General features: G+C 60.4%; 19 protein-coding genes and 3 pseudogenes. 13 read left to right on the top strand and 9 right to left on the bottom strand.

The features are described from left to right. Positions 1 to 7 precede the first annotated feature (7 nt). The 4 genes from AC07N8_RS18615 to AC07N8_RS18600 all read left to right on the top strand — a co-directional run bounded on the left by AC07N8_RS18615 (position 8) and on the right by AC07N8_RS18600 (position 4,374). Positions 8 to 466, top strand: coding sequence for a glycine zipper 2TM domain-containing protein (locus AC07N8_RS18615; protein WP_493145637.1), 459 nt, complete (start codon positions 8 to 10; stop codon positions 464 to 466). 226 nt (positions 467 to 692) lie between these two features. Then, a complete protein-coding gene (locus AC07N8_RS18610) occupies positions 693 to 2,306 on the top strand; it encodes an arylsulfatase (protein WP_483839872.1) in 1,614 nt (537 codons plus the stop codon). 69 nt (positions 2,307 to 2,375) lie between these two features. Beyond that, positions 2,376 to 3,644, top strand: a complete 1,269-nt coding sequence (locus tag AC07N8_RS18605; protein WP_493145638.1) for an OmpP1/FadL family transporter — start codon at positions 2,376 to 2,378, stop codon at positions 3,642 to 3,644. Between the two features lie 49 nt (positions 3,645 to 3,693). After that, positions 3,694 to 4,374 carry a DUF3313 domain-containing protein gene (locus tag AC07N8_RS18600; protein WP_483839874.1) on the top strand — a complete coding sequence of 227 codons (681 nt, stop codon included), beginning with the start codon at positions 3,694 to 3,696 and terminating at the stop codon, positions 4,372 to 4,374. Positions 4,375 to 4,529: 155 nt separating this feature from the next. Here the strand turns inward: AC07N8_RS18600 and ligD are convergent, their stop codons facing one another. From ligD to AC07N8_RS18585, 3 genes are read right to left on the bottom strand one after another with little or no spacing between them, the layout of a single operon-like run. Further along, positions 4,530 to 7,109, bottom strand: coding sequence for a DNA ligase D (ligD, locus tag AC07N8_RS18595; protein ID WP_493145639.1), 2,580 nt, complete (start codon positions 7,107 to 7,109; stop codon positions 4,530 to 4,532). Next, the gene (locus AC07N8_RS18590; protein WP_493145640.1) at positions 7,106 to 8,101 is read right to left on the bottom strand and encodes a methyltransferase; all 996 of its coding nucleotides are present in this window, start codon (positions 8,099 to 8,101) and stop codon (positions 7,106 to 7,108) included. The genes ligD and AC07N8_RS18590 overlap by 4 nt, the downstream gene beginning before the upstream one ends. A gap of 10 nt (positions 8,102 to 8,111) precedes the next feature. Beyond that, positions 8,112 to 9,488 carry an iron-containing redox enzyme family protein gene (locus AC07N8_RS18585; protein WP_493145641.1) on the bottom strand — a complete coding sequence of 459 codons (1,377 nt, stop codon included), beginning with the start codon at positions 9,486 to 9,488 and terminating at the stop codon, positions 8,112 to 8,114. A gap of 140 nt (positions 9,489 to 9,628) precedes the next feature. Here AC07N8_RS18585 and AC07N8_RS18580 point away from each other — a divergent pair. Beyond that, positions 9,629 to 9,718 (top strand): annotated as a pseudogene (locus tag AC07N8_RS18580) (cupin domain-containing protein); the annotation flags it as partial. Positions 9,719 to 9,832: 114 nt separating this feature from the next. On the opposite strand, the gene AC07N8_RS18575 reads toward AC07N8_RS18580, so the two are convergent. Further along, positions 9,833 to 10,558: a tellurite resistance TerB family protein gene (locus AC07N8_RS18575; protein ID WP_493145642.1), complete on the bottom strand. Its 726-nt coding sequence runs from the start codon at positions 10,556 to 10,558 to the stop codon at positions 9,833 to 9,835. 260 nt (positions 10,559 to 10,818) lie between these two features. Here AC07N8_RS18575 and pcsA point away from each other — a divergent pair. Continuing rightward, positions 10,819 to 11,541 (top strand): annotated as a pseudogene (pcsA, locus tag AC07N8_RS18570) (phosphatidylcholine synthase). Positions 11,542 to 11,547: 6 nt separating this feature from the next. Next, positions 11,548 to 11,691: pseudogene (locus tag AC07N8_RS18565) on the top strand (DUF488 family protein, N3 subclade); the annotation flags it as partial. A 179-nt stretch (positions 11,692 to 11,870) separates the two neighbouring features. Here the strand turns inward: AC07N8_RS18565 and AC07N8_RS18560 are convergent. Together AC07N8_RS18560 and AC07N8_RS18555 are read right to left on the bottom strand one after the other, a co-directional pair. After that, positions 11,871 to 12,683, bottom strand: a complete 813-nt coding sequence (locus AC07N8_RS18560; protein WP_493145643.1) for a class I SAM-dependent methyltransferase — start codon at positions 12,681 to 12,683, stop codon at positions 11,871 to 11,873. A gap of 36 nt (positions 12,684 to 12,719) precedes the next feature. Then, entirely contained in the window at positions 12,720 to 12,989 is a 270-nt protein-coding gene (locus tag AC07N8_RS18555; protein WP_123436123.1) for a DUF4242 domain-containing protein, read from the bottom strand. 181 nt (positions 12,990 to 13,170) lie between these two features. On the opposite strand from AC07N8_RS18555, the gene AC07N8_RS18550 reads away from it, so the two are divergent. Continuing rightward, the gene (locus tag AC07N8_RS18550; RefSeq protein WP_493145644.1) at positions 13,171 to 14,163 is read left to right on the top strand and encodes an AraC family transcriptional regulator; all 993 of its coding nucleotides are present in this window, start codon (positions 13,171 to 13,173) and stop codon (positions 14,161 to 14,163) included. A gap of 9 nt (positions 14,164 to 14,172) precedes the next feature. Here the strand turns inward: AC07N8_RS18550 and AC07N8_RS18545 are convergent, their stop codons facing one another. From AC07N8_RS18545 to AC07N8_RS18535, 3 genes are all read right to left on the bottom strand, one after another. Then, positions 14,173 to 15,381 carry a cytochrome c biogenesis protein DipZ gene (locus AC07N8_RS18545; RefSeq protein WP_493145645.1) on the bottom strand — a complete coding sequence of 403 codons (1,209 nt, stop codon included), beginning with the start codon at positions 15,379 to 15,381 and terminating at the stop codon, positions 14,173 to 14,175. A gap of 188 nt (positions 15,382 to 15,569) precedes the next feature. Next, positions 15,570 to 15,824: a hypothetical protein gene (locus AC07N8_RS18540; protein WP_483839883.1), complete on the bottom strand. Its 255-nt coding sequence runs from the start codon at positions 15,822 to 15,824 to the stop codon at positions 15,570 to 15,572. A gap of 47 nt (positions 15,825 to 15,871) precedes the next feature. Then, positions 15,872 to 16,135 carry a DUF2790 domain-containing protein gene (locus tag AC07N8_RS18535; RefSeq protein WP_483839884.1) on the bottom strand — a complete coding sequence of 88 codons (264 nt, stop codon included), beginning with the start codon at positions 16,133 to 16,135 and terminating at the stop codon, positions 15,872 to 15,874. Between the two features lie 307 nt (positions 16,136 to 16,442). On the opposite strand from AC07N8_RS18535, the gene AC07N8_RS18530 reads away from it, so the two are divergent. From AC07N8_RS18530 to AC07N8_RS18510, 5 genes are all read left to right on the top strand, one after another. After that, positions 16,443 to 17,183, top strand: coding sequence for a response regulator (locus AC07N8_RS18530; protein ID WP_027925241.1), 741 nt, complete (start codon positions 16,443 to 16,445; stop codon positions 17,181 to 17,183). Then, positions 17,180 to 18,490 carry an ATP-binding protein gene (locus AC07N8_RS18525; RefSeq protein WP_493145646.1) on the top strand — a complete coding sequence of 437 codons (1,311 nt, stop codon included), beginning with the start codon at positions 17,180 to 17,182 and terminating at the stop codon, positions 18,488 to 18,490. Before AC07N8_RS18530 ends, AC07N8_RS18525 begins: the two co-directional genes overlap by 4 nt. A gap of 94 nt (positions 18,491 to 18,584) precedes the next feature. Beyond that, a complete protein-coding gene (locus AC07N8_RS18520; RefSeq protein ID WP_483839886.1) occupies positions 18,585 to 19,217 on the top strand; it encodes a CDP-alcohol phosphatidyltransferase family protein in 633 nt (210 codons plus the stop codon). Then, positions 19,204 to 19,803, top strand: a complete 600-nt coding sequence (locus AC07N8_RS18515; protein ID WP_483839887.1) for a lysophospholipid acyltransferase family protein — start codon at positions 19,204 to 19,206, stop codon at positions 19,801 to 19,803. The genes AC07N8_RS18520 and AC07N8_RS18515 overlap by 14 nt, the downstream gene beginning before the upstream one ends. Continuing rightward, complete coding sequence (locus AC07N8_RS18510) at positions 19,800 to 20,744, top strand: phosphatidate cytidylyltransferase (RefSeq protein ID WP_493145647.1); 945 nt, start codon at positions 19,800 to 19,802, stop codon at positions 20,742 to 20,744. The genes AC07N8_RS18515 and AC07N8_RS18510 overlap by 4 nt, the downstream gene beginning before the upstream one ends. Positions 20,745 to 20,919 lie beyond the last annotated feature (175 nt).

Here is a 20,919-nt window from a genome sequence, read left to right as displayed (position 1 = left end):
TCAAAGTATGAAAACTGTCCTGTCCTGGATGACTGTCACGTTAGCGATGGTGTTGATCAGTGCCTGTGCCGCCGTGGGCTCAAGCGGTGGTGGTGCCGGTGAGATGGAGATTCGCTCAGGAAAGATCGAGCAGATAACCCTCACACAGATGCAAACCAACCACGACAGTGGTGTCGGCGCTGTGCTCGGTGGCCTGGGTGGGCTCGGCATCGGCAGCCTGATCGGGCATGGCACCGGGCGCGATGTCGCCATGGTTGCCGGCGCGCTCGCCGGTGCGGTAGGCGGTAACTACGCCGAGAAGAAAAAGTACGACCAACCGGTTGAGGCGCAGCAGATCATCGTGCGGGTCAAAAGTGGCGTGCTGGTATCGGTGACCCAGCCGATCAATCCCTCCCTGGGTAAGGGCATGAACGTTTACATCGAAGGCTCAGGGAACGATGCCCGGGTGGTACCACAAGGCGGTTAACGCTCGCGGATGAACATGAACAGGCTGGCGTCGAAAGTGCTGTGTGATGACGCACGACATTCAATTGCTCGGCAAATCGCATTTTTGAGCCGGCCTGGCCGCTTTTCGCATGTCCGTTTCTGGATATTCCACGATATTTACCTACGCTGTTCGCGGGGGGATCCAATATTTCAGTGAGGCCGGGGGGCTTCTCTCCGAGTGCTAACGCTCTGCACAGGAACTCGATATGAACCGGAAAAAATTATCCTCCGTACTCGCCGTGCCTCTACTGTTGTCTGCGATGTCTATGGCCGGCATGTCTCACGCCGCCGATAAGCCTCCCAACATCCTGGTGATCATGGGCGACGACATCGGTTGGTCCAACATCGGCGTCTACAACCAAGGGATGATGGCCGGTCGTACGCCCCATCTCGACCAGCTCGCCAATGAGGGTATGCGTTTTACCGACTATTACGCCGAGGCCAGTTGCACGGCCGGACGCGCCAACTTCATCACCGGCGAATTGCCGATCCGTACCGGCATGACCACCGTTGGCCAGGCCGGTTCGCCGATTGGTATTCCCGCCGAAGCCGTGACCATTGCCACCACCCTGAAAGCCATGGGGTATGCCACCGGCCAGTTCGGCAAGAACCACTTGGGCGACCTGAACGAATTCCTGCCGACCGTCCATGGTTTCGACGAGTTCTTCGGTTACCTCTATCACCTCGACGCCATGGAAGACCCGGCGCACCCCAACTATCCGCAGGATCTGCTGGACAAGGTCGGCCCACGCAACATGGTCCACAGTTGGGCCACCACCACCGATGACACCACCGTCATGCCGCGCTGGGGCAAGGTCGGTAAACAGAAAATCGAAGACGCCGGCACGCTGTATCCGGAGCGGATGAAAACCGTCGACGACGAGATTCGTGACAAAACCTTCAGCTTCATCGACAAGGCCAAGCAGGACAATAAACCGTTTTTCGTCTGGCTGAACCCGACCCGCATGCACATCGTTACCCACCTTTCCGACAAGTACGAAGGCATGCGCAATGCAGAAAACGGCTGGTCGGAACAGGAAGCCGGCATGGCTCAGCTTGATGACGTCGTCGGCGATGTCATGGCCAAGCTGAAAAAAGACGGACTGGATGACAACACAATCGTCATTTTCACCACCGACAATGGTGCGGAAAACTTCACCTGGCCGGACGGTGGCACGACCCCGTTTGCGATGGGTAAAGGCACCGTGATGGAAGGCGGCTTCCGGGCACCGGCGATTATTCGCTGGCCGGGCAAAGTACCGGCCAACCAGGTCGCCAACGGCATCATCTCGGGCATGGACTGGTTCCCGACCCTGGTGGCTGCGGCGGGCAACACGAACATCACTGCCGAGCTGCTGAAGGGCAAACAACTGGGCGATACCACCTACAAGGTGCACCTCGACGGTTACGACCAGACGCCGATGATTACCGGCAAAGGCCCGTCCAACCGGCATGAAATCTTCTACTTTGGAGAGAGCACCCTCGGTGCAGTGCGCATCGATGACTACAAATATCGTTTCATTGACCAGCCAAGTGCATGGCTGGGCGCAAAAGTTCAGGTGGACGTGCCGTTCCTGACCAACCTGCGCCTCGACCCGTTCGAGCGCATGGGCTGGGCGAACAATGGGGCTGCGGAAGGTTCGACACAATACTTTGACTGGTTCAAGTTTCAGTTCTGGCGTTTTGTGTTCGTGCAGCAACAGGTGGCCAAACTGGCTGAGACCGCCATTGAGTTCCCGCCGATGCAAAAAGGCGCGAGTTTCAACCTCGACTCGGTCAAGGCCAAGATCGAGGCAGCCCGGGCAGCCATGGGCAAGTAAGCAGCCGAATCCAAGGGTGGCTGGCGCCAGCTACCCTTGTTCGAAGGGACATTTTCTGGGGGGAAAATCATGCGAACAAGAACAGTTGCCCTACCCGCTTTCACACTCCTTACGATGTGCTGCCAGCAAGCCTGGGCCGGCGGCATCATGCTCTACGAAATCGGCACCGATAACGCCGGACTGGCCAACGCCGGTGCTGCTGCCCGCGCTCAAGGCCCCTCGACCATCGCCAGCAACCCGGCGGGCATGAGTTACCTGCCGGGCACGCAAATCACCGGCGGTTTGCAAGTGCTTTACGGTGACCTGTCCTTTGATCGCGATTCCGGCACCAATACCCCTGGCAGTGGCAGTGGCAATGCCCTCGACCCCATCCCTGGCGGCAGCTTCTTCATCACCCATGAGCTCGACGATCACTGGAGCGTCGGTTTCGGCCAGTACGGCGACTTCGGGCTGGCGCTCAATTACGACAACGATTGGTCCGGGCGCTACTTCGCACAGAACGCCTCCCTGCTCGGTTTATCCCTGGTGCCGAGCGTGGCTTACCGCTTCAACGAGCAATGGTCCGTGGGCGTAGGCGTGAAGGCCATGTACGGCATGTTGCAGGCAGATACCGCCATCGACCGCTCGCCCTTTGGCTTCACCGACCGCGCGGATGGCCAGTTCAAGTACAAGGACGGCACCTGGGGCTACGGCGCCAACGTGGGGGTGATCTATGCCCCGCAACCCGGCACGCGCATCGGCCTGACCTACACCAGCAAAGTCGATCTGGACTTCGAGGACCGGCTGGATGTGAAAGGCGATGGTCGCCTGCTGGATCGCATCAACAACACCAACACTAAAATCGACACCACAGTGCCGCAGACCGTGACCTTGAGCCTGTTCCAGCAACTGGACCGGCAATGGGCCTTGCTGGCCTCGGCGAACTGGCAGGACTGGTCGGAGTTCGGCGAAATCGGCGTGGAGGTCGATACCACCGCGTTGGGTGCTCAATCGAAAACGATCGACGCCGGGTTCAAGGACACCTGGCACCTCTCGCTGGGCGCGCAATACCAGGCCACCGAGCAATGGCTGTGGAACGTCGGCGTGGCCTACGACAGCAGTGCCGTATCGGACGGAAATCGCTCCGTTATCTTGCCGATGAACGAATCCTGGCGCATTGCCACAGGAGCCACCTATGCTCTGAACAAGGACACCGACGTGAATGTCAGTTGGGCCATGGTTTGGCTCGGCGATATGCCCGACGACCAGACCAAGTCCGTGTCAGGCGATCGAATTTCCGGTCAATTCGACAACGCCTGGATACAAGCGCTGACCGGGAACATGACTTGGCGTTTTTGATGTGTAGTTAATGAAAAAAAATGAATCAAACCATGGAGTAAACACCACTATGAATCTGTCCCGAAACCTGTTCATCGGTGCTGCATTGACCGGCGTCTTGCTGAGCGGTTGTACCTCGAAAGTCACAGAGAAGGAGCAGTACTCCGGCTACCTGACCAGTTACAACAACCTGCAAGAAGTCGAAACGCCAAGCGGTGGCACGGCGATGCGCTGGGTGAGCCCGTCGTGGAACCCAAGTGCGTATGACACCGTGGCGTTCAACAAGCTGGAGTTCTACCCGGCGCCGAAACCCAATGAGCGGGTGAATCAGCAGACGCTGACTGATATTCAGAACTACATGACCAGCAAAGCCAAAGCCACGCTGGGCAGCAAATACCGGGTTATAACCAACTCGACGACAGCACCGGCCGGCTCCAGGACCTTGGTCCTGCGCGCAGCAATCACCGGAGTCAGCGCGTCGAACGAAGGCATGAAGTGGTATGAAGTGGTGCCTATTGCGGCCGTTGTCGGCGCGACACAAGCAGCCACCGGTCACCGCGACCAGGACACCGAATTGTATATCGAGGCTGAATTCGTCGATGCCAACACCAACCAGACCGTGGGCAGAGTCGTGCGCAAGGTCTTTGGCACCACCCTGGAAAACGAAAGCCAGAATGTCACTGCCAAGGATTTCAAAGTCGCCATCGACAAGCTGAACGCCGACTTGTGGGCGTTCATCAATAAAAAATAAGTCCTTGCCGGCTAACACATGTCAGTAGCCGTAACACTGAACCTGTGGCGAGGGAGCTTGCTCCCGCTGGGCCGCGAAGTGGCCCCAAAAATGGGCCTGCTACGCAGTCCAGCGGGAGCAAGCTCCCTCGCCACAGGTAATCAGCGTGCCCTCTATCACTTTTTCATCCCCACCCGCCGTCGCATCTCGGCCGTAATCGTCTGCCGGGTTTTCTTCAGATTCGCCCACGGCTCGTCACCCACCTCGGCCAGGCGCTCATGCACGTTGTGCACGTTCCATTGATTGCCGCCCTTGAGCTCGGCTACCTCCTCACGAAAGATCGGCACTGACACCGGCAACCCCTCACGGGTGCGCACCGCGTACGCGCAAATGGTGGTGGCGCCCAGACCATTGCGCAGGTAATCGATGAAGATCCGCCCTACCCGATTCTTCGGTCCTGACACCGCGGAAAAACGCTCCGGCAATAGCTTGGCCATATGGCTGACAATCGCATGGCTGAAGTCCTTCACTTCGTCCCAGCCGAGCTTGCGGGTCAACGGCACCACCAGGTGGATACCCTTGCCGCCACTGGTTTTGAGAAACGCTTTCAAGCCCAACTCATCGAGCACCGACAGCGTCAACTGAGTCGCCTCGACCATGCTTTTCCAAGGCAGCGCCGGATCAGGGTCGAGGTCGAGCACAAAGCGGTCGGGCCGGTCGAGGTTGTCAGCGGTGGCATTCCAGGTGTGCAGCTCCACGGTGCTCATTTGCACGGCGCCGATCAGCGCTTCGGCATTGTTGATGATCATCACCGGTTGGCCGGTCAGTTCCTTGTCCAGCGTGGTGATGCCCGGAATGGCCAGGCGCTCGGCGTTCTTCTGGAAAAACAGTTCGCCGGCGATCCCATCCGGCGCGCGCACCAGTGCCACGGGACGGTCCTTGAGTTCGGGCAAAATCCACTCGGCAACACGGGCGTAATACTCGGCCAGTTGCACTTTGGTGGTGCCGCTGGAGGCATCGATCACCCGGTCAGGATGAGTGATGCGCACCTTGCCCTCGCCCAAACCGATTTGCGACGGCGCGGGTGGCTCGGTTTTCTTTTTTGCCGCAGCGGCGGTTTTTTTCTCTGGGGTTTTCACCACGTTCGGGCGCTCCTCAGTGATGCTCTCGGCGGGTTTGTCATCGCGCAGGCCATGGAACACCGCATGGCGCACCGAGCCGTCCTTGGTCATCTCGGCGAAGGCCACTTCCGCCAATAGCGTGGGTTTGAGCCAGTGCACACCCTTGGCCTCGAAACCGGTCGGCGGATTGACCACCGACGGCTTCTTCGCCAGCAACGGTTTCAGCTGCGCGTAGATGCGCTTGAGGGTCGTCTCGTTGAACCCGGTGCCGACCTTGCCGGCGTAACGCAACTTGCCGCTGTCACGGTCATGCAAGCCGAGCAGCAACGCGCCAAACGCATTGCGCGAACCTTTCGGATCGGTGTAGCCGACCACCACGAATTCCTGTCGGTGTTTGCACTTGAGCTTGATCCAGTCGCTGCTGCGCCGGGACACATAAGGCGAACCCAGTCGCTTGCCGATCAGCCCTTCCATCTGCATCTGGCAAGCACTGGTGAGCAAGGCGTCCGGCGCTTCGCCAAACGAATCCGAGAAGCGCAGCAACGGGTCGTGATTGGCATTGAGCACGGTCGCCAGTGCGACCCTGCGCTCTTCGACCGGCACCTCGCGCAAGTCCACGCCGTTGAGGTAAGGCAGGTCGAACAGGTAGTACAGGATGTTGGCGCTGGCACCGGCGTCGAAGGCATTTTGCAGCGCCTGAAAGTCCGGCACGCCCTGCTCGTTGGCTACCACCATTTCACCGTCGAGCCAGGCCGATTCGAGCCCCAGCGCCGCCAAGGCTTCGGCTTGCCGGGGCAATTTGTGGGTCCAGTCGTGGCCGTTGCGGGTGAACAGTCTGACTTCGTCGTGATCGATCCGGGCCATGATCCGGTAGCCGTCGAACTTGATCTCATAACTCCACTGCCCGTCCGGCGCCTTCTCCACCAGCGTTGCCAATTCGGGTTTGAGCTGGTCTGGCAGTGGGGCTTTATGGGCGCCGGTGAGTGGCGTGGCTTTTTCTTTGGGCACGGCCTTGCGCGCGGGCTGCTTGACGGGTTTGGGTTTGGCCGTCGACTTCGGTTTTTTGGCGACGATGGTCCGGTCACTCAACACACTGTCGGGCTCAGCCGCGACCACGTCGTAATCGCTCTCGGGTTTGGCCGCGCTGTCCTGGTGCTTGATCAGAAACCATTGCTCCTGCTTGCCTGGCATGTGCGTGCGCACCAGGTTCCACAGGCCGCCCAGCTTCTCGCCTTGCAGCTCGAACTTGAGCTTGCCCTTGGCGTAGGCCTTGGCCGGATCCTCTTGTGGAATCCACACGCCACGGTCCCAGACAATCACGTCGCCGGCGCCGTAATGCCCTTCGGGAATGCTGCCCTCGAACGTGGCGTAGTCCAGCGGATGGTCCTCGACGTGGACCGCCAGGCGCTTGACCTTGGGGTCGAGCGACGGGCCTTTGGGCACCGCCCAGCTTTTCAGGGCGCCATCGAGTTCCAGGCGAAAGTCGTAATGCAGGTGTGAGGCATCGTGCTTCTGAATGCAGAACTGCAGCGCGTGGTCTTTCCCGGCTTTTTTACCTTGGCGCTTGTTTGCAGCGGGTTCAGAGGTCGCCGAAAAATCGCGCATGCGGTTGTAGTCGTCGAGGTTCTTGTTCATGGCGCACCCGCTGCTGACTCAACAATCCCTCCGATACCGGGGCCGGCTCGTGTAACGGTGAGCGCCACCACCGCAATCCGTTCCACCCGTTGATATCCAGCGGTCAGCAACTCTTCGCCAAAGACGTCGGGATCGAGTTCGCGGTAGGTCCAGCTGAACATCGGCGACTCAAGGTGCGGCTTCAGCGCTTGCAGGAAAGGATCGTGGCCATCGATCATCGCCACCCCGGTGTAAAGCACCAGCGAACCACCGGGTGCCAGTCGATTCAAGGCTTGCTCGACGATACGCAGCGACAGTTGCTCACCGAACGCCCCGCCACCATGTCGGTATGCCCGCTCGGCCGGGTCGGCCATGTAGGGCGGGTTGGCGACGATCAGGTCGAACTGTCCGTCAACGTCCTGCAGCACGTCGCTGGTCTCAACGCTGACATTGGCCACTTCCGCGAGCGCAGCATTGATCGTGGTCAGGCGCAGCGCCGCCGGGTTGATGTCCACGGCCAGCACGTCGGCCTCACGGCGCGCGCGGGCAATCACAATCGCGCCGACCCCGGCACCACAACCAATGTCGACGGCGCGCCGGATCGGGGCGAAATTCTGTTGCAGATGGGCATGGATCAATTGCGCAAAGCGGTAGGTGTCCGGCCCGAAGAACACCGCGTCCGCCGCATCGGTGGGAAACGCGGAATGCACAAACAGCAGGTCATCCAGGCTCGACCAGCGCACCCGGCTTTTCAGGTGGCCATTGCCTTCCTCGAGCACGCCAGCCCGTTGCAATTGCAGCTGCTCATCCGCCGACAACAGCCCGGGCTCGAACGGCCGCGACCAACCGAACACGTCGCGCAGGGTCTGGGCCTGTCGCCCGAAGGCGCGGTCGAGGACGCGCTGGTGCGTCAGCGGTGTCGGCGTGATGAATCGATAACCGTCGGCCTGCAAGCGGCGCCCCAGTTGCAGTAACGCCAGGTCGGCAGCGCTCAGGTGTTCTTCCTGATTCATGTAAGGCTCCTTAGCGAAGGCTGGACTTGAGCTCGATGAAGCGACGTGTGGCCAGCAGGCCGGCGGGATCGGCATGCCGCCGTGCCGACAGCCACGGGATCAGCACCTGCATTTGTTCGCCGGCGGGAAGTCCCTCTAGCGCGGATTGCAGGCTCTGGACATCCGGATCGCTGGCCGGCAACTCAGGTTCGATGTCGTCGTGTTGGCTGCGGCGATAGGCCGGCGGCGGGCACTCGGGTGTCCAGTCGCCGGCAATCCAGTCGTGCAACAGCTGTTTTTCATAGGGGCTGAACACCCCGAACATGGCCGCGCCGTCACCCTCGATCAACTGCCAGAAACGGCTGGCTTGCGGGTCCTGGTGACGCTTGATCCAGCCTTTGTTTTCCAGGGCAGTGAGGAAACCGGGCAACTGCTCGGGTGCCGATAACCATTGGTTGACGGTCTTGCCTTCAAACCGGCAGTAGTCGGAATGCATGTGCTGGCCGAACGGTCGTTTGCGTTCGAGCATGTTCAGCACTTCGCCATAGAGGTCGAATGACTCAATGATCGCCTGACTGCCCTGCCCCAGATCATTCAGCCGATAGCCCAACGCAACCCGCCGCAGAAACTCCTCGCGATCAGCTTCCAGCGGCATCAGTTGCGCTACCGCCTGCACGGCTTTGTGTGCGTGGCCGGTGCTGGCGTTGTCGATGGTCACGTGCAGCGTGAAGTAATACGGATCGATACCCAGTTCGGTCAGTTCATAGGCGCTGATCAACAGATGCAGCGGCAGTTGTTCATAGCCCAGGTTGTAGCCGATTACCTCGGGCAGGCATTCGTCAGCGCACTCACCTAACGCCAGCTGAATCGCGCCTTGCAGATAATGCTCGTCGGCGATGACGCCGCTGTCCTGCAAGCCCAATTCGGCCAACAGCCGGCGATAAATCACCACATGATTCTGCGCCGGGTTGCCGTCGCCCAGTTCTTCCAGATACGTACAGATCAGCCCGTCGAAACGCGGATCGCGCCAGTGTTGCAGCAACCCGGACAGCCAGGCGCCGTCGACCAGTTTGGTCGGGGCAACCGCTTGCAGGAAAAACAGGGCGTGGGCCTTGTTGCTGAAGAACTGCCGCCCGCCGCCTGCCTTGCGGGCCTTGAGGTAGTCGGCGTACTGGCGGGCCACTTCGGCAAAGTGCTGTTCGACGAAGTCTTGCAGGGCCGCGAGGTCTTGGGGCATCGCCTGCGGCAGGTTCTGCGCCTGCTGGAGTTGTGCGTGCAGAAATGTCTGCGCAAGCGGCTGCGCATCTTCGCTCAGCAGCAACTGCTCGTAAGTTTGTTTCAGGCTGCCAGCGGCAGTCATTGCCTGCTCATGGGCAGGCCGGGAGTGGAGTCGTGTCAGGGCAGTCATGGGCGCATCTCTCGGTCTATGGCCAGTGGCAGGACGTTCAAGCAACACGTCTCTACATCAGCAGAGCGACGACGCTGGAGAAAAATTCAATCGGCGTTGAAATTGCCCGGACAGACGGGCCTGTGGCGCAGCTCCGATGGTTTTTTGCGGCGGTGGATCGGTTGCGGGTGCCGGAGGATTTGCCGCGGATACTGGAGATTGCCGAAGCGTATGGCGTCAGGTTTTTGGTTGAGTCAGATTCGCGAGCAGGCTCGCTCCCACATTGGATCTTGGGTACACCGAAGATCAACTGTGGGAGCGAGCCTGCTCGCGAAAGCAATCTAATGAACTACACAGCTTTTGTGTCAGGCAGCACCACTCTTGGCCTGCTGCTCCAGATGCACCTGCAACTCAGGATCTATCTTCAACGCCCCAGCCAATTCATCCAGATAGTTACGCTCAGCCTCCCCCTGATCATTCACCAGCATCACACTCGCCAGATACATCTCCGCCGCAATCGCCGGATCGGTCGCCGACACCGCCACATCGTAGGCATCCAGCGGCCGGGCGACCTCTTCATCCAGCCATTGCTGAAGGTCCGGGTCATTGGTGTGTTTGCCGATTTCCGCGCTGATCATTCCCTTCTCGGCCTCATCAATCCGGCCATCGGCCTTCGCCGCCGCAATCAATGCGCGCAGCACCGCATGGCTGTGATCCTCGACTTCCGGACCGGACAACAGATCGACCGTGCGCGGCGCCTGTTGCGGGGCCGAGGCCTGACTGCGCTGCCAGGCCTGATACGCCTGAAAAGCCATCATCCCCAGCGACGCCAGGGCAGCATAGTTGGTGCCGCCACCGGAGCGCGTCTGGGTCGAGCCACCCATCGGTGAACCGCCGCCGAGCAAACCACCGAGCAATCCGCCCAACCCGCCACCGCCACTGCTGGAACCCGCGCCGCCGCCCATCAGACCGCCCAGCAATCCACCCAGTCCGCCGAGCGGGTCTTGCGACGACGCACCACCGCCGCCCTGTTGCGTCATCGAGCCCTGGCCGGCCCGCAGTAACTGTTCGAGCAAATCGCTGGTGTTCATGACGACGTCCTCATCAAACGAAAGTGACCCAGTCAGGCAACGATAGTCCTCGCCCGCAAATGCGCCACCACCGTTGGGCTGACGTCAAACCTGCTCGCCCCAATGAAAACCACGGTTTTTTCCGGGGTATTGGCTAAGATTTACTGATGGTGAACCTTATGCCCGAATTTCCGGTCGATACCTGCACCCGACCCGGTTTGCCGACACCCCCACTTGAAGGGGTGATAACAGGCTTGCTTCACTTTTTGGAGAACGCCCCCGTGATTTCGACCTTACACATTGCCAGGCTCAAAGCATGGGGCGCCCATGGTTTTACCGCCACCGGTGTGGTGACCGCCTTCCTCGCCACCCTGGCACTGCTGGAAAACCAACCGACCCACTGCCTGCTGTGGCTGGGCGTCGCGCTGATCGTCGACGGGCTGGACGGCGCTCTCGCGCGAAAGGTCAATGTACAGTCGGTGCTGCCCAGTTTCGATGGCTCGATCCTGGACCTGGTGATCGACTAACTGACCTATGTGTTTATCCCGGCGCTGTTCATCTATCGCTACATCCCGCTGCCGGACTACACGCTGCTGCTGACCGTGTCGCTGATCCTGGTGTCGTCGCTGTTTTGCTTCTGCAACGTCAACATGAAAAGCAAAGACAATTACTTCCAGGGCTTCCCGGCCGCGTGGAATGTGGTTGCGCTGTGCCTGTACATCATCGCCCCATCACCCTGGATCACCTTGCTCACCGTCATCGGCCTGGCCTTGTTGACCGTGACCCGGATGAAGTTCCTGCACCCGTTTCGCGTGCGCCGGTTCATGCCGATCAACATCGCGGTGACGGCCATCTGGCTGCTGTGCAGTTTGTCGCTGGTGATCAATCATCCGGTCATCAACCCGATGGTGATGGGGCTGTGGTTGCTGATGTCGGCGTATTTTTTGGGGATTTGCATCTGGCGCACGGCACTGGAGTGGTTTGACGGCTCGCGTCACTCGTAACCCGCCATGGCCATTCATATCGTTCGACTCGGCTCACCGCGCACGCCCGATGAAGGCCTGCGCCTGGGCACGGTCCGCCGCCCGCCCCGTGGCGTACCGAAGGCCGAGTTTGCCAGTCGTGATTTTTATGATGTGTGGCAGCCGCTGCTGTTCGGTATTGCGCGAACTCCTGACAGCCCGAGGCGCCAGCCTCGTGTAGACCCGACAAACACCCAAATCCCCTGTGGGAGCGAGCCTGCTCGCGAAAGCGGTGTATCAGACACCATCATGGTTGACTGACACGCCCTCTTCGCGAGCAGGCTCGCTCCCACATTTGGATCTGCGCCATATCAGCGCCTTGTGATGACTACCTCAAGGTATTCACTCGGCACCACCAGCGACTTCTCTCCCGCCCGGTTCATCCGGTTCAGCAGTTCGGTCAGGTCCTGTTCGAACGCTTTGGCACCCTCGGGCGGCAGCGCGGCGAAGGCTTTGTGGACCGGCCCGTACCAGTTGCGGAAGATGTCGATGAAGTGCGCCGCCGAGCGATAGCGGAAGTTGAAGGTGCGGCGCGTCACCTGGACCTGGAAGTTGCGTTCGTCGAAGTGTGAATGCAACCAGGCTTCCGTGCCCCAATTGGACGGCGGCTGTGCCCCCGCCGGTGGTGGCATGTGCCGGCCCAGGGTCTTGAATACCTGCCCGACAAAGCCTTCCGGCGTCCAGTTGGCCAGGCCGATCCGCCCACCGGGGCGGCAGACTCGCGCCAGTTCGGCGGCCGCTTTGGGCTGGTCAGGCGTGAACATCACGCCGAAGGTCGACAGCACGGCATCGAAGCTGGCGTCCTCGAACGGCAACGCCTCAGCGTCGGCCACCTGGAAGGTCACTTCCAGTCGTTCTGCCCTGGCCCGGTCTTCGCCACGTTCCAGCAAGGCGGCCACGTAGTCAGTCGAGGTCACGTTACAACCCCGGCGTGCGGCGGCGAGTGTCGCGTTGCCGTTGCCGGCGGCCACGTCCAGCACCCGCTCGTCACAGAGCAGGTCGCAGGCTTCGGCAAGTTGCTCGCCGACAATCTGCAACGTGGTGCCGATAATGGCGTAGTCGCCGCTGGCCCAAGAGGCCATCTGGCGGTTTTTCAGGGCAGTGAGATCAATCGGTGTACTCATGAAGTCTGCTCCGTACGGATAGCAACCGACCGCGGCCTATTCCGCCGTGGTGGGATCGATAATGCTTGCCACTTGGGAAATACGACTGGCCGGGAAACCACTACGGGTCGCGTGTTCTTTGATGAGCGCTTCGCTGGGTGAAATGTACACGCAGTAAAGTTTGTCACCGGTGACGTAACTCTGAAGCCACTGCACCTCTGGCAATTCGCGCAATACGTTGCAGGACTTCAGCGCGGCAGCTTTCAAATCCCGTTCTGACAGTGTTCCAGCGCCGGGGATCTCGCGTTCTATGACGAACTTAGGCATGGCAACCTCTCATTCTTGTTATTGATGACAGGGTCGGTGGTGGCCCTGTGAGCCAACTATCACCCCGGCGCACGCCGGCGTCCTGCCCGATCGTCGGCCAACCTTGTCCGATCGTCCGGAGGTTGGCCGCCCGGCGACGACAGGCTCACAATCAATGCGATCCCTACACCGGAAAACCTCCATGGACGCCCTGTCCCAAACCTTGCGGGTCGTACGCCTGGTCGGCGCGATTTTCATCAACGCGCGGTTTACCGCGCCCTGGTGCTACCAGTCGCCCAGCGCCGACACGGCGGCGCCGTTTCTGGAACCCGGCGCTGAACGCGTGGTGATCTTTCACCTGATCACCGAGGGCGAGTGTTACGTCGAACTCGGGGATGATCCTCCGCTGCTGCTGACGGCGGGCGATGTGGTGGTGTTTCCGCAAGGTGATGCCCATCGCATGACTTCCAGACCGGGACTCCCGCCCGCCAAAGGTGCGCGGCTGGACGTGGTGCTGGCGCGGCGTCCCCGGCAATTGAGCTATGGCGGAGGCGGTGCGGTCACGCGGTTGGTGTGCGGTTATCTGGCGTGCGACACACGCTTGGCCGGCATGTTGCTGACCGGGCTGCCAGCGGTGGTCCGTGTCAATGTGCGCGGCTCGAATGCCGGCATGTGGCTGGAATCTTCGGTGCGTTATGCCCTGGCGGAAGCCCGCTCACCGAGGCCCGGTGGCGAAGGCGTGCTGGCGAAACTGGCCGAGGTGTTGTTCATCGAAGTACTGCGCCTGCACATGAACGAACAGGGCGAAGGGCGGACCGGCTGGCTGGCCGGGGTCGGTGACCGGATTGTCGGTGCTGCGTTGAACGCACTGCACAACCAACCCTGTCACGCCTGGACCCTGGATGAGCTGGCACGTACGGCCGGTGCCTCACGATCGGTGTTGGCCGAACGCTTTCAACAATTGGTGGGAAGTTCGCCGATGCAGTACCTGACGCAATGGCGGATGTTGTTGGCGGCCAACCTGTTGCGCAGCAGTAACAGCTCATTGATGCGCATCGCCGAAGAGGTGGGTTACCAGACTGATACCGCATTCAGTCGAGCCTTCCGTCGCGAGTTCGGTGCACCGCCGGCCGCGTGGCGGCGCAGTCAGGTGAAAAAGCCAATGGCCCACGGCGCGGCGCCTGTGGGCCATTGATTTGATCGCTTACGCTGCCGGGGCTTTCGCCTCTTCCAGCAGTTGCTGGATCATCTTCTCCTGCGTCTCGTAGCTGCCTTCGCCGAAGTGGGTGTAACGCACTTGGCCCTTGGCGTCGATCAGGTAGTGAGCGGGCCAGTACTGGTTATCGAAGTTGCGCCAGATCGCATAGTTGTTGTCGATGGCCACCGGGTAGGTGATGCCAAGCTTTTTCACCTGATCCTTGACGTTGTCGATGATGCGTTCGAAACCGTATTCCGGGGTGTGCACACCGATCACTACCAGACCGTCCTTCTCGTACTTCTTCGCCCAGTCCTTCACATACGGCAGCGTGTGCTGGCAGTTGATGCAGTCAAAGGTCCAGAAATCCACCAGCACCACTTTGCCTTTCAGCGATTCGTTGGTCAGGGCTGGCGAGTTGATCCATTCGACGGCGCCGTTCAGCGACGGCATGACGCCCTGGGCGTTGTCCATCGTATCGGCCTTCACTTTGCTGACGAAGTAATCGACGACTTTCGGCACGTTTTCCAGCACGCCTTTTTCGAGGCTGCTTACGCCTTCAGACGAGGTGCCGGCCAACAGGGTTTTGTCAGCACCGGTGGAAATCACCGCCGCAGCCGCCAGCACCGCAACACCTGCACCCTTGCGCAGCCAACCGGTGACCGGAATCGACGCTTTCAAGCGATTGACCAAGCCGCGACCGGCGAAGATCAAAGTCCCCAGGGACAGCGCGCTGCCCAGGCCGTACGCCAGCAGCAACAGGCTGGTCTGCGCATTGGCGCCTTGCAGCATGGCGCCGGTGAGGATCACCCCGAGGATCGGCCCGGCGCACGGCGCCCAGAGCAGACCGGTGGCGACACCGATCATCACCGAACTCAACGGGCCGGACATTTTGCGGGTGTCCGGATCAAGGCGATTGCCCAGTGCCACGAACGGACGGGCCATCCAGTCACCGACCCGGGCCGAAATCAGCGACAGGGCAAACAGCACCATCACGAACAGCGCGACATGGCGACCGGTGTTGTTGGCTTGCACCACCCACTCACTGCTGACCACGGCCAGACTGGAGATCAGGGCGAACGTCAGGACCATGCCGCCGAGGGTCAGCAGGATGGAGGAACGGGTACGTTTGACCCCGGCGAACAGGAACGGAACCACCGGCAGGATGCAGGGACTGAGGACGGTCAATATGCCGCCCAGGAAAGCGATGAGAAACATGGGATCACCTTGAAATAAATGAAGGGCGACAAATCACACAGATCAAATGTGGGAGCGGCGGTGCGACGATTCGACTTGCTCGCGAAGGCGGAGTGTCAGTCGACATCAATGTTGAATGTACTGGCCTCTTCGCGAGCAAGCCCGCTCCCACAGTGGAATGGTGGTGGTTGGATAAGTTGTGTCTGGCATCAGGCAGTCTGGTTATCCAGTTGCTGCCCCTGGGGAGTCCGGCTTCCGCCGTTCTCTGCAACCATCTGCCCCTGCGGCGTACGGCTATAACCATCCTCGGCCAGCAATGCGTTGGAATCCTTGTGCGCCACCGGCGTCAGCTGGAAGCAGGTGGCACTGCCGCAACTGTTCTGTTCAACAGCGGCATTGGCATGGGCGGCGGCGCCGGCGACGGAGAAGGCAATGGCGGTCAGGTAGCGGCTTACGTTGTTCATGAGGGTCTTCCTGTTTCAAAGGGGTGGGCAATGGGTGAGCGCAGCAATCAGTTGTCCGAATTGCAGTTGTCAGCCACTTTGCGGTAGTCCAGGACCTGGGTTTTGTTCTGCGAATCCAGGTAAGTCAGTTGCGCATCGACCACGCCGCAGACCGGGGTTGCGTCCTGTTTCAGCGACACGACCTTCTTGATGTCCAGATGGGTGCCGTAGGTGTAGGTTTTCGGTGTAACGTCTGCTTCGGCACGGGCCGACAAGGTGCAGATGTTCAGGGCAGCAAACAGGCAAGCGGCGTAGATGGCTTTGGTGTTCATGGCGGTTTCCTCAAGGCTTCAATGGGTAGGTCGTTCAATTGAGCCGAGGCGGTCTGGTTTGCCTCGATGGAACCTATTAGAAGCCCGCGAGGTATCTGGTCTGTGTCGAGAACAGACGCGTATAAATCGGTACGTATCAAAGCCGCCCCCTGATACACAGCGATACAAAACCCCTGAAAAACCGTGTTTTTGCGTCTGCGTGTATCCGCCGCCAAGCCAGATACACTGCAATACAAAGGGCGGCGGGCAAGCGGGCCAAGGCTCGATAGACTGCGTGGCATCCCCCACTTACAGAGGCAAGGCCCCCATGGAACACGTCGATCACATTCTCATCGTCGACGATGACCGCGAGATCCGGGAACTGGTAGGCAATTACCTGAAGAAGAACGGCCTGCGCACCACCGTCGTCGCCGACGGCCGGCAGATGCGCGCCTTCCTTGAAACCACGCCGGTGGACCTGATCGTGCTCGACATCATGATGCCCGGCGACGACGGCCTGATGCTCTGCCGCGAATTGCGCGCCGGTAAACACAAGGCCACGCCGGTGTTGATGCTCACCGCACGCAACGACGAAACCGACCGCATCATTGGCCTGGAAATGGGCGCCGATGATTACCTGGTCAAACCGTTCGCCGCCCGCGAGCTGCTCGCCCGCATCAACGCCGTGCTACGCCGCACGCGCATGTTGCCGCCGAACCTGGTGGTGACCGAAAGCGGCCGGCTGCTGGCCTTCGGTCGCTGGCGCCTGGACACTTCGGCCCGGCACCTGCTGGACGAGGACGGCACCATGGTGGCGCTCAGCGGCGCCGAATATCGTTTGCTGCGGGTCTTCCTCGATCACCCGCAGCGGGTGCTCAATCGCGATCAATTGCTGAACCTGACCCAGGGCCGCGACGCCGACCTGTTCGACCGTTCCATCGACTTGCTGGTCAGCCGTTTGCGTCAGCGTTTGCTCGACGACGCCCGCGAACCGGCCTACATCAAAACCGTGCGCAGTGAAGGCTATGTGTTTTCCCTGGCAGTGGAAGTTATCGGTGCGCCCTCATGAACCTTGCGATCCGCTGGCCCCGCACCCTCGCCTCGCGGCTGTCGCTGATCTTCCTGGTCGGCTTGATCCTGGCCCAGGCGCTGTCCTTCGGCGCGCAGTATTACGAGCGTTACGAAACCGCGAAAAACACCATGCTCGGCAACCTCGAGACCGACGTCTCGACCTCCATCGCCATCCTCGACCGCTTGCCGGCCACAGAACGGGCGAGCTGGCTGCAGCAACTGGAACGGCGAAATTACCGCTACTTGCTGGATGAAGGTTCGCCGGGCACGGCCATGCGCGACACGCCGATTGCCGTGACGTCGATCAAGGACGCCATCGGCAAGGACTACCCGATGACCGTGACCGACATTCCCGGCCCGATCAAACACTTCCAGGTCCACCTGAAACTGGCCGATGGCAGCCCGGTGACCATCGACGTGCGTCCATCGATGGTGCCGTTGTCGCCATGGCTGCCGTTCGTGTTGCTCGGTCAATTGGCGTTGCTGATCGCCTGCACCTGGCTGGCCGTGCGCATTGCCATCCGCCCGCTGACACGCCTCGCCCAAGCCGTGGAAACCCTCGACCCCAATACCCACGCGGTGCACCTGGACGAAAAAGGCCCGACCGAAGTCGCCCACGCGGCCAAGGCGTTCAATGCCATGCAGGCGCGCATTGCCGCGTACCTCAAGGAACGCATGCAACTGCTGGCAGCGATTTCCCACGACCTGCAAACCCCGATCACCCGCATGAAACTGCGTGCGGAATTCATGGACGACTCGGTCGAAAAAGACAAACTGTGGAACGACCTCGGCGAGATGGAACACCTGGTACGCGAAGGCGTGGCGTACGCGCGCAGCATTCACGGTTCGACCGAAGAAAGCCGGCGTACCGACATGGACTCATTCCTCGACAGCCTGGTGTTCGACTATCAGGACATGGGCAAAGACGTGCAACTGGGCGGCAAAAGTGAAGCCGTCATCAACACTCGACCCCATGCGTTGCGGCGGGTGTTGGTGAACCTGACCGACAATGCCTTGAAGTTCGCGGGCGCAGCCGAACTCAAGGTGGAAAGCAAAAACGGCAGCCTGTCGGTGAAAGTCATGGACCGCGGGCCGGGCATTGCCGAGGAAGAGCTGGCACAGGTAATGGAGCCGTTCTACCGGGTGGAAAACTCGCGCAACCGCAGTACCGGCGGCACCGGACTTGGGCTGGCGATTGCCCAGCAACTGGCGTTGGCCATCGGCGGGTCGTTGATCTTGAGTAATCGTGAAGGCGGTGGTTTGTGTGCAGAGTTGAAGTTGCCGATTCGACCTGCCAGTCAGTAAACAGACGCAGGGGCGCAGGAAAGCCTCTATATTGTGGGGCGCTGCCGGGCGATTTGCCCTTGCGGCGCATCATCATGAATAGGGATATCGGTAAATGGATGACAACAGAAGGCCCATCAAGACACGGTCGGCGGGCTGGGCAAAACGCATCACCGACCGCTTGGTGAAACGCGACATTTCCCCCAACCAGATCTCCGTCGCCAGCATCGCTTTCGCGCTCGCCGGGGCGGCGGCCCTGAATATCGATAACGGCCTCGTCGGCTCGATCCTCTGCGCCATCGGCATTCAGCTGCGCCTGCTGTGCAACCTGTTCGACGGCATGGTGGCCATCGAGGGCGGCAAGAAGTCCGACATCGGCAGCCTCTACAACGAATTCCCCGACCGCATTGCCGACAGCCTGCTGATCATCGGGCTCGGCTATGCCATCGGGCACATCGACCTCGGCTGGTTTGCCGCATTGGCCGCGGCGCTGACGGCGTATGTTCGCGTGTTTGGCGGTTCGCTGGGCCTCAAGCAGACCTTCATCGGCCCCATGGCCAAGCAGCACCGAATGGCGGTGATGACCGCCGGGCTGCTGCTGAACGCGTTCGAAGCCACGATGTATGGCACGCACTACGCACTGTTGATCGCGCTGGTGATCATCGCCGCCGGGGCCGCCGCGACCTGCGTCACGCGCACCCTGGCTATCTCGCGTCAGCTCAAGGGGAATCTCCATGTGGATCAGTAATGCGCTGATTTCAGTGCTGCGTTTCCTGATCGGTGTCACCGCCCGCTGGGAAAGCCCGCCGGACCTGACCCGCCAGCGCATCTACTTTGCCAATCACACCAGCCACATGGACACGCTGGCAATCATCGCCGCCCTGCCCCCCGAAGCCCGGGTCAACGTGAAACCGGTGGCCGCCGCCGACTACTGGGGCAAGAACCGCTTTCTGCGCTACATCTCGCAGAAAGGCCTGAATGCCGTGCTCATCGACCGCAACCCGACGCCGGGTGCCAATGTGCTGGAGCCGATTTTCGATGTGGTGCGCGCCGGCCATTCGATCATCATCTTTCCGGAAGGCACGCGCTCCAGCCAGGCCTTGCCCGGGGAATTCAAATCCGGCTTGTACCGATTGGCCGAGGCGTTCCCAGAAGTTGATTTGGTGCCCATCTACCTGGAAAACCTGCACCGCTCCATGCCCAAGGGCAAACACGTGCCGCTGCCCATCATCTGCACCATCCGTATCGGCAACCCGATGCCACGGATTGCCGATGAGGAAAAACAGGTGTTTCTGCAACGGGCGCGTGACGCCATCGTGAGGTTGTCGGCATGACGCTCGAACAAAAGTTTTTGTGGTTCTTTGGCGCCATCGCCTGCCTGCTGGCGGTGGCTTCGATTATTGGCCGCGTGCTGGCCAAACGGGCGAAAACCGAGGGCTCGATCTCGACCATCGAAAACCTCAATCAGCGCGTGAATGCCTGGTGGGGGATGGTGATCATCTTCTTCGTCTCCTACCTGCTGGGCGGGAATGCGACGGTCATTCTGTTCGGCTTCATTTCGCTGTTCGCCCTCCGGGAATTCATCACCCTGACGCCCACCCGCCCCGGCGACCATAACGCGCTGTTCTCGGCGTTTTTCATCCTGATCCCGCTGCAATACGTGCTGATCGGCACGCACTGGTATTCGCTGTTCACCCTGCTGATTCCGGTGTACGCCTTCCTGCTGCTGCCGGCGATAGCGGTGCTGAGCCAGGACACCGACAGCTTTCTGGAGCGCGCGGCCAAGATTCAATGGGGGGTGATGATTTGCATCTATTGCATCAGCCACGCCCCGGCCCTGTTGTTGCTGGACCTGCAAGGGTTCACCGGGCAGAACGCGTTGTTGCTGTTCTATCTGGTGTTTGTCGTTCAGTTGAGTGACGTGTTGCAGTACGTGTTCGGCAAGCTCTTTGGCAAACACAAAGTCGCGCCGCTGGTGAGCCCGTCGAAAACCGTTGAAGGTTTGGTGGGTGGCGGCTTGTCGGCCACGCTGATGGGCGGGTGCATGTTCTGGATGACGCCGTTCAATTTCTGGCAGTCGTTGCTGATGTCGCTGGTGATTGTGGTGATGGGGTTTCTCGGTGGGCTGGTCATGTCAGCGATCAAGCGCAGCCTGAGCGCCAAGGATTGGGGCACCATGATCAAAGGGCATGGCGGCATGCTCGACCGGATGGATTCAATCTGCTTTGCGGCACCGATCTTCTTTCACCTGACTCGGTATTTTTTCTCCGTTTGAACCACGCAGCTGATCTGGAGTGGACAAACTACTGTGGGAGCGAGCCTGCTCGCGAAGGCGCAGTATCAGTCGATAATTATGTTGGCTGACGCACCGCCTTCGCGAGCAGGCTCGCTTGTATGGTAGGACTTGAAGGGAGGAGGAGGGACTAGGCTCGATTCTGACTGTTGACGCA

The sequence above is a fragment of the Pseudomonas sp. GW821-FHT10C09 genome (genome assembly GCF_059415465.1).
The sequence above is the reverse complement of the archived record's forward strand: the minus strand, read 5'-3'. Positions and strand labels throughout refer to the sequence as shown.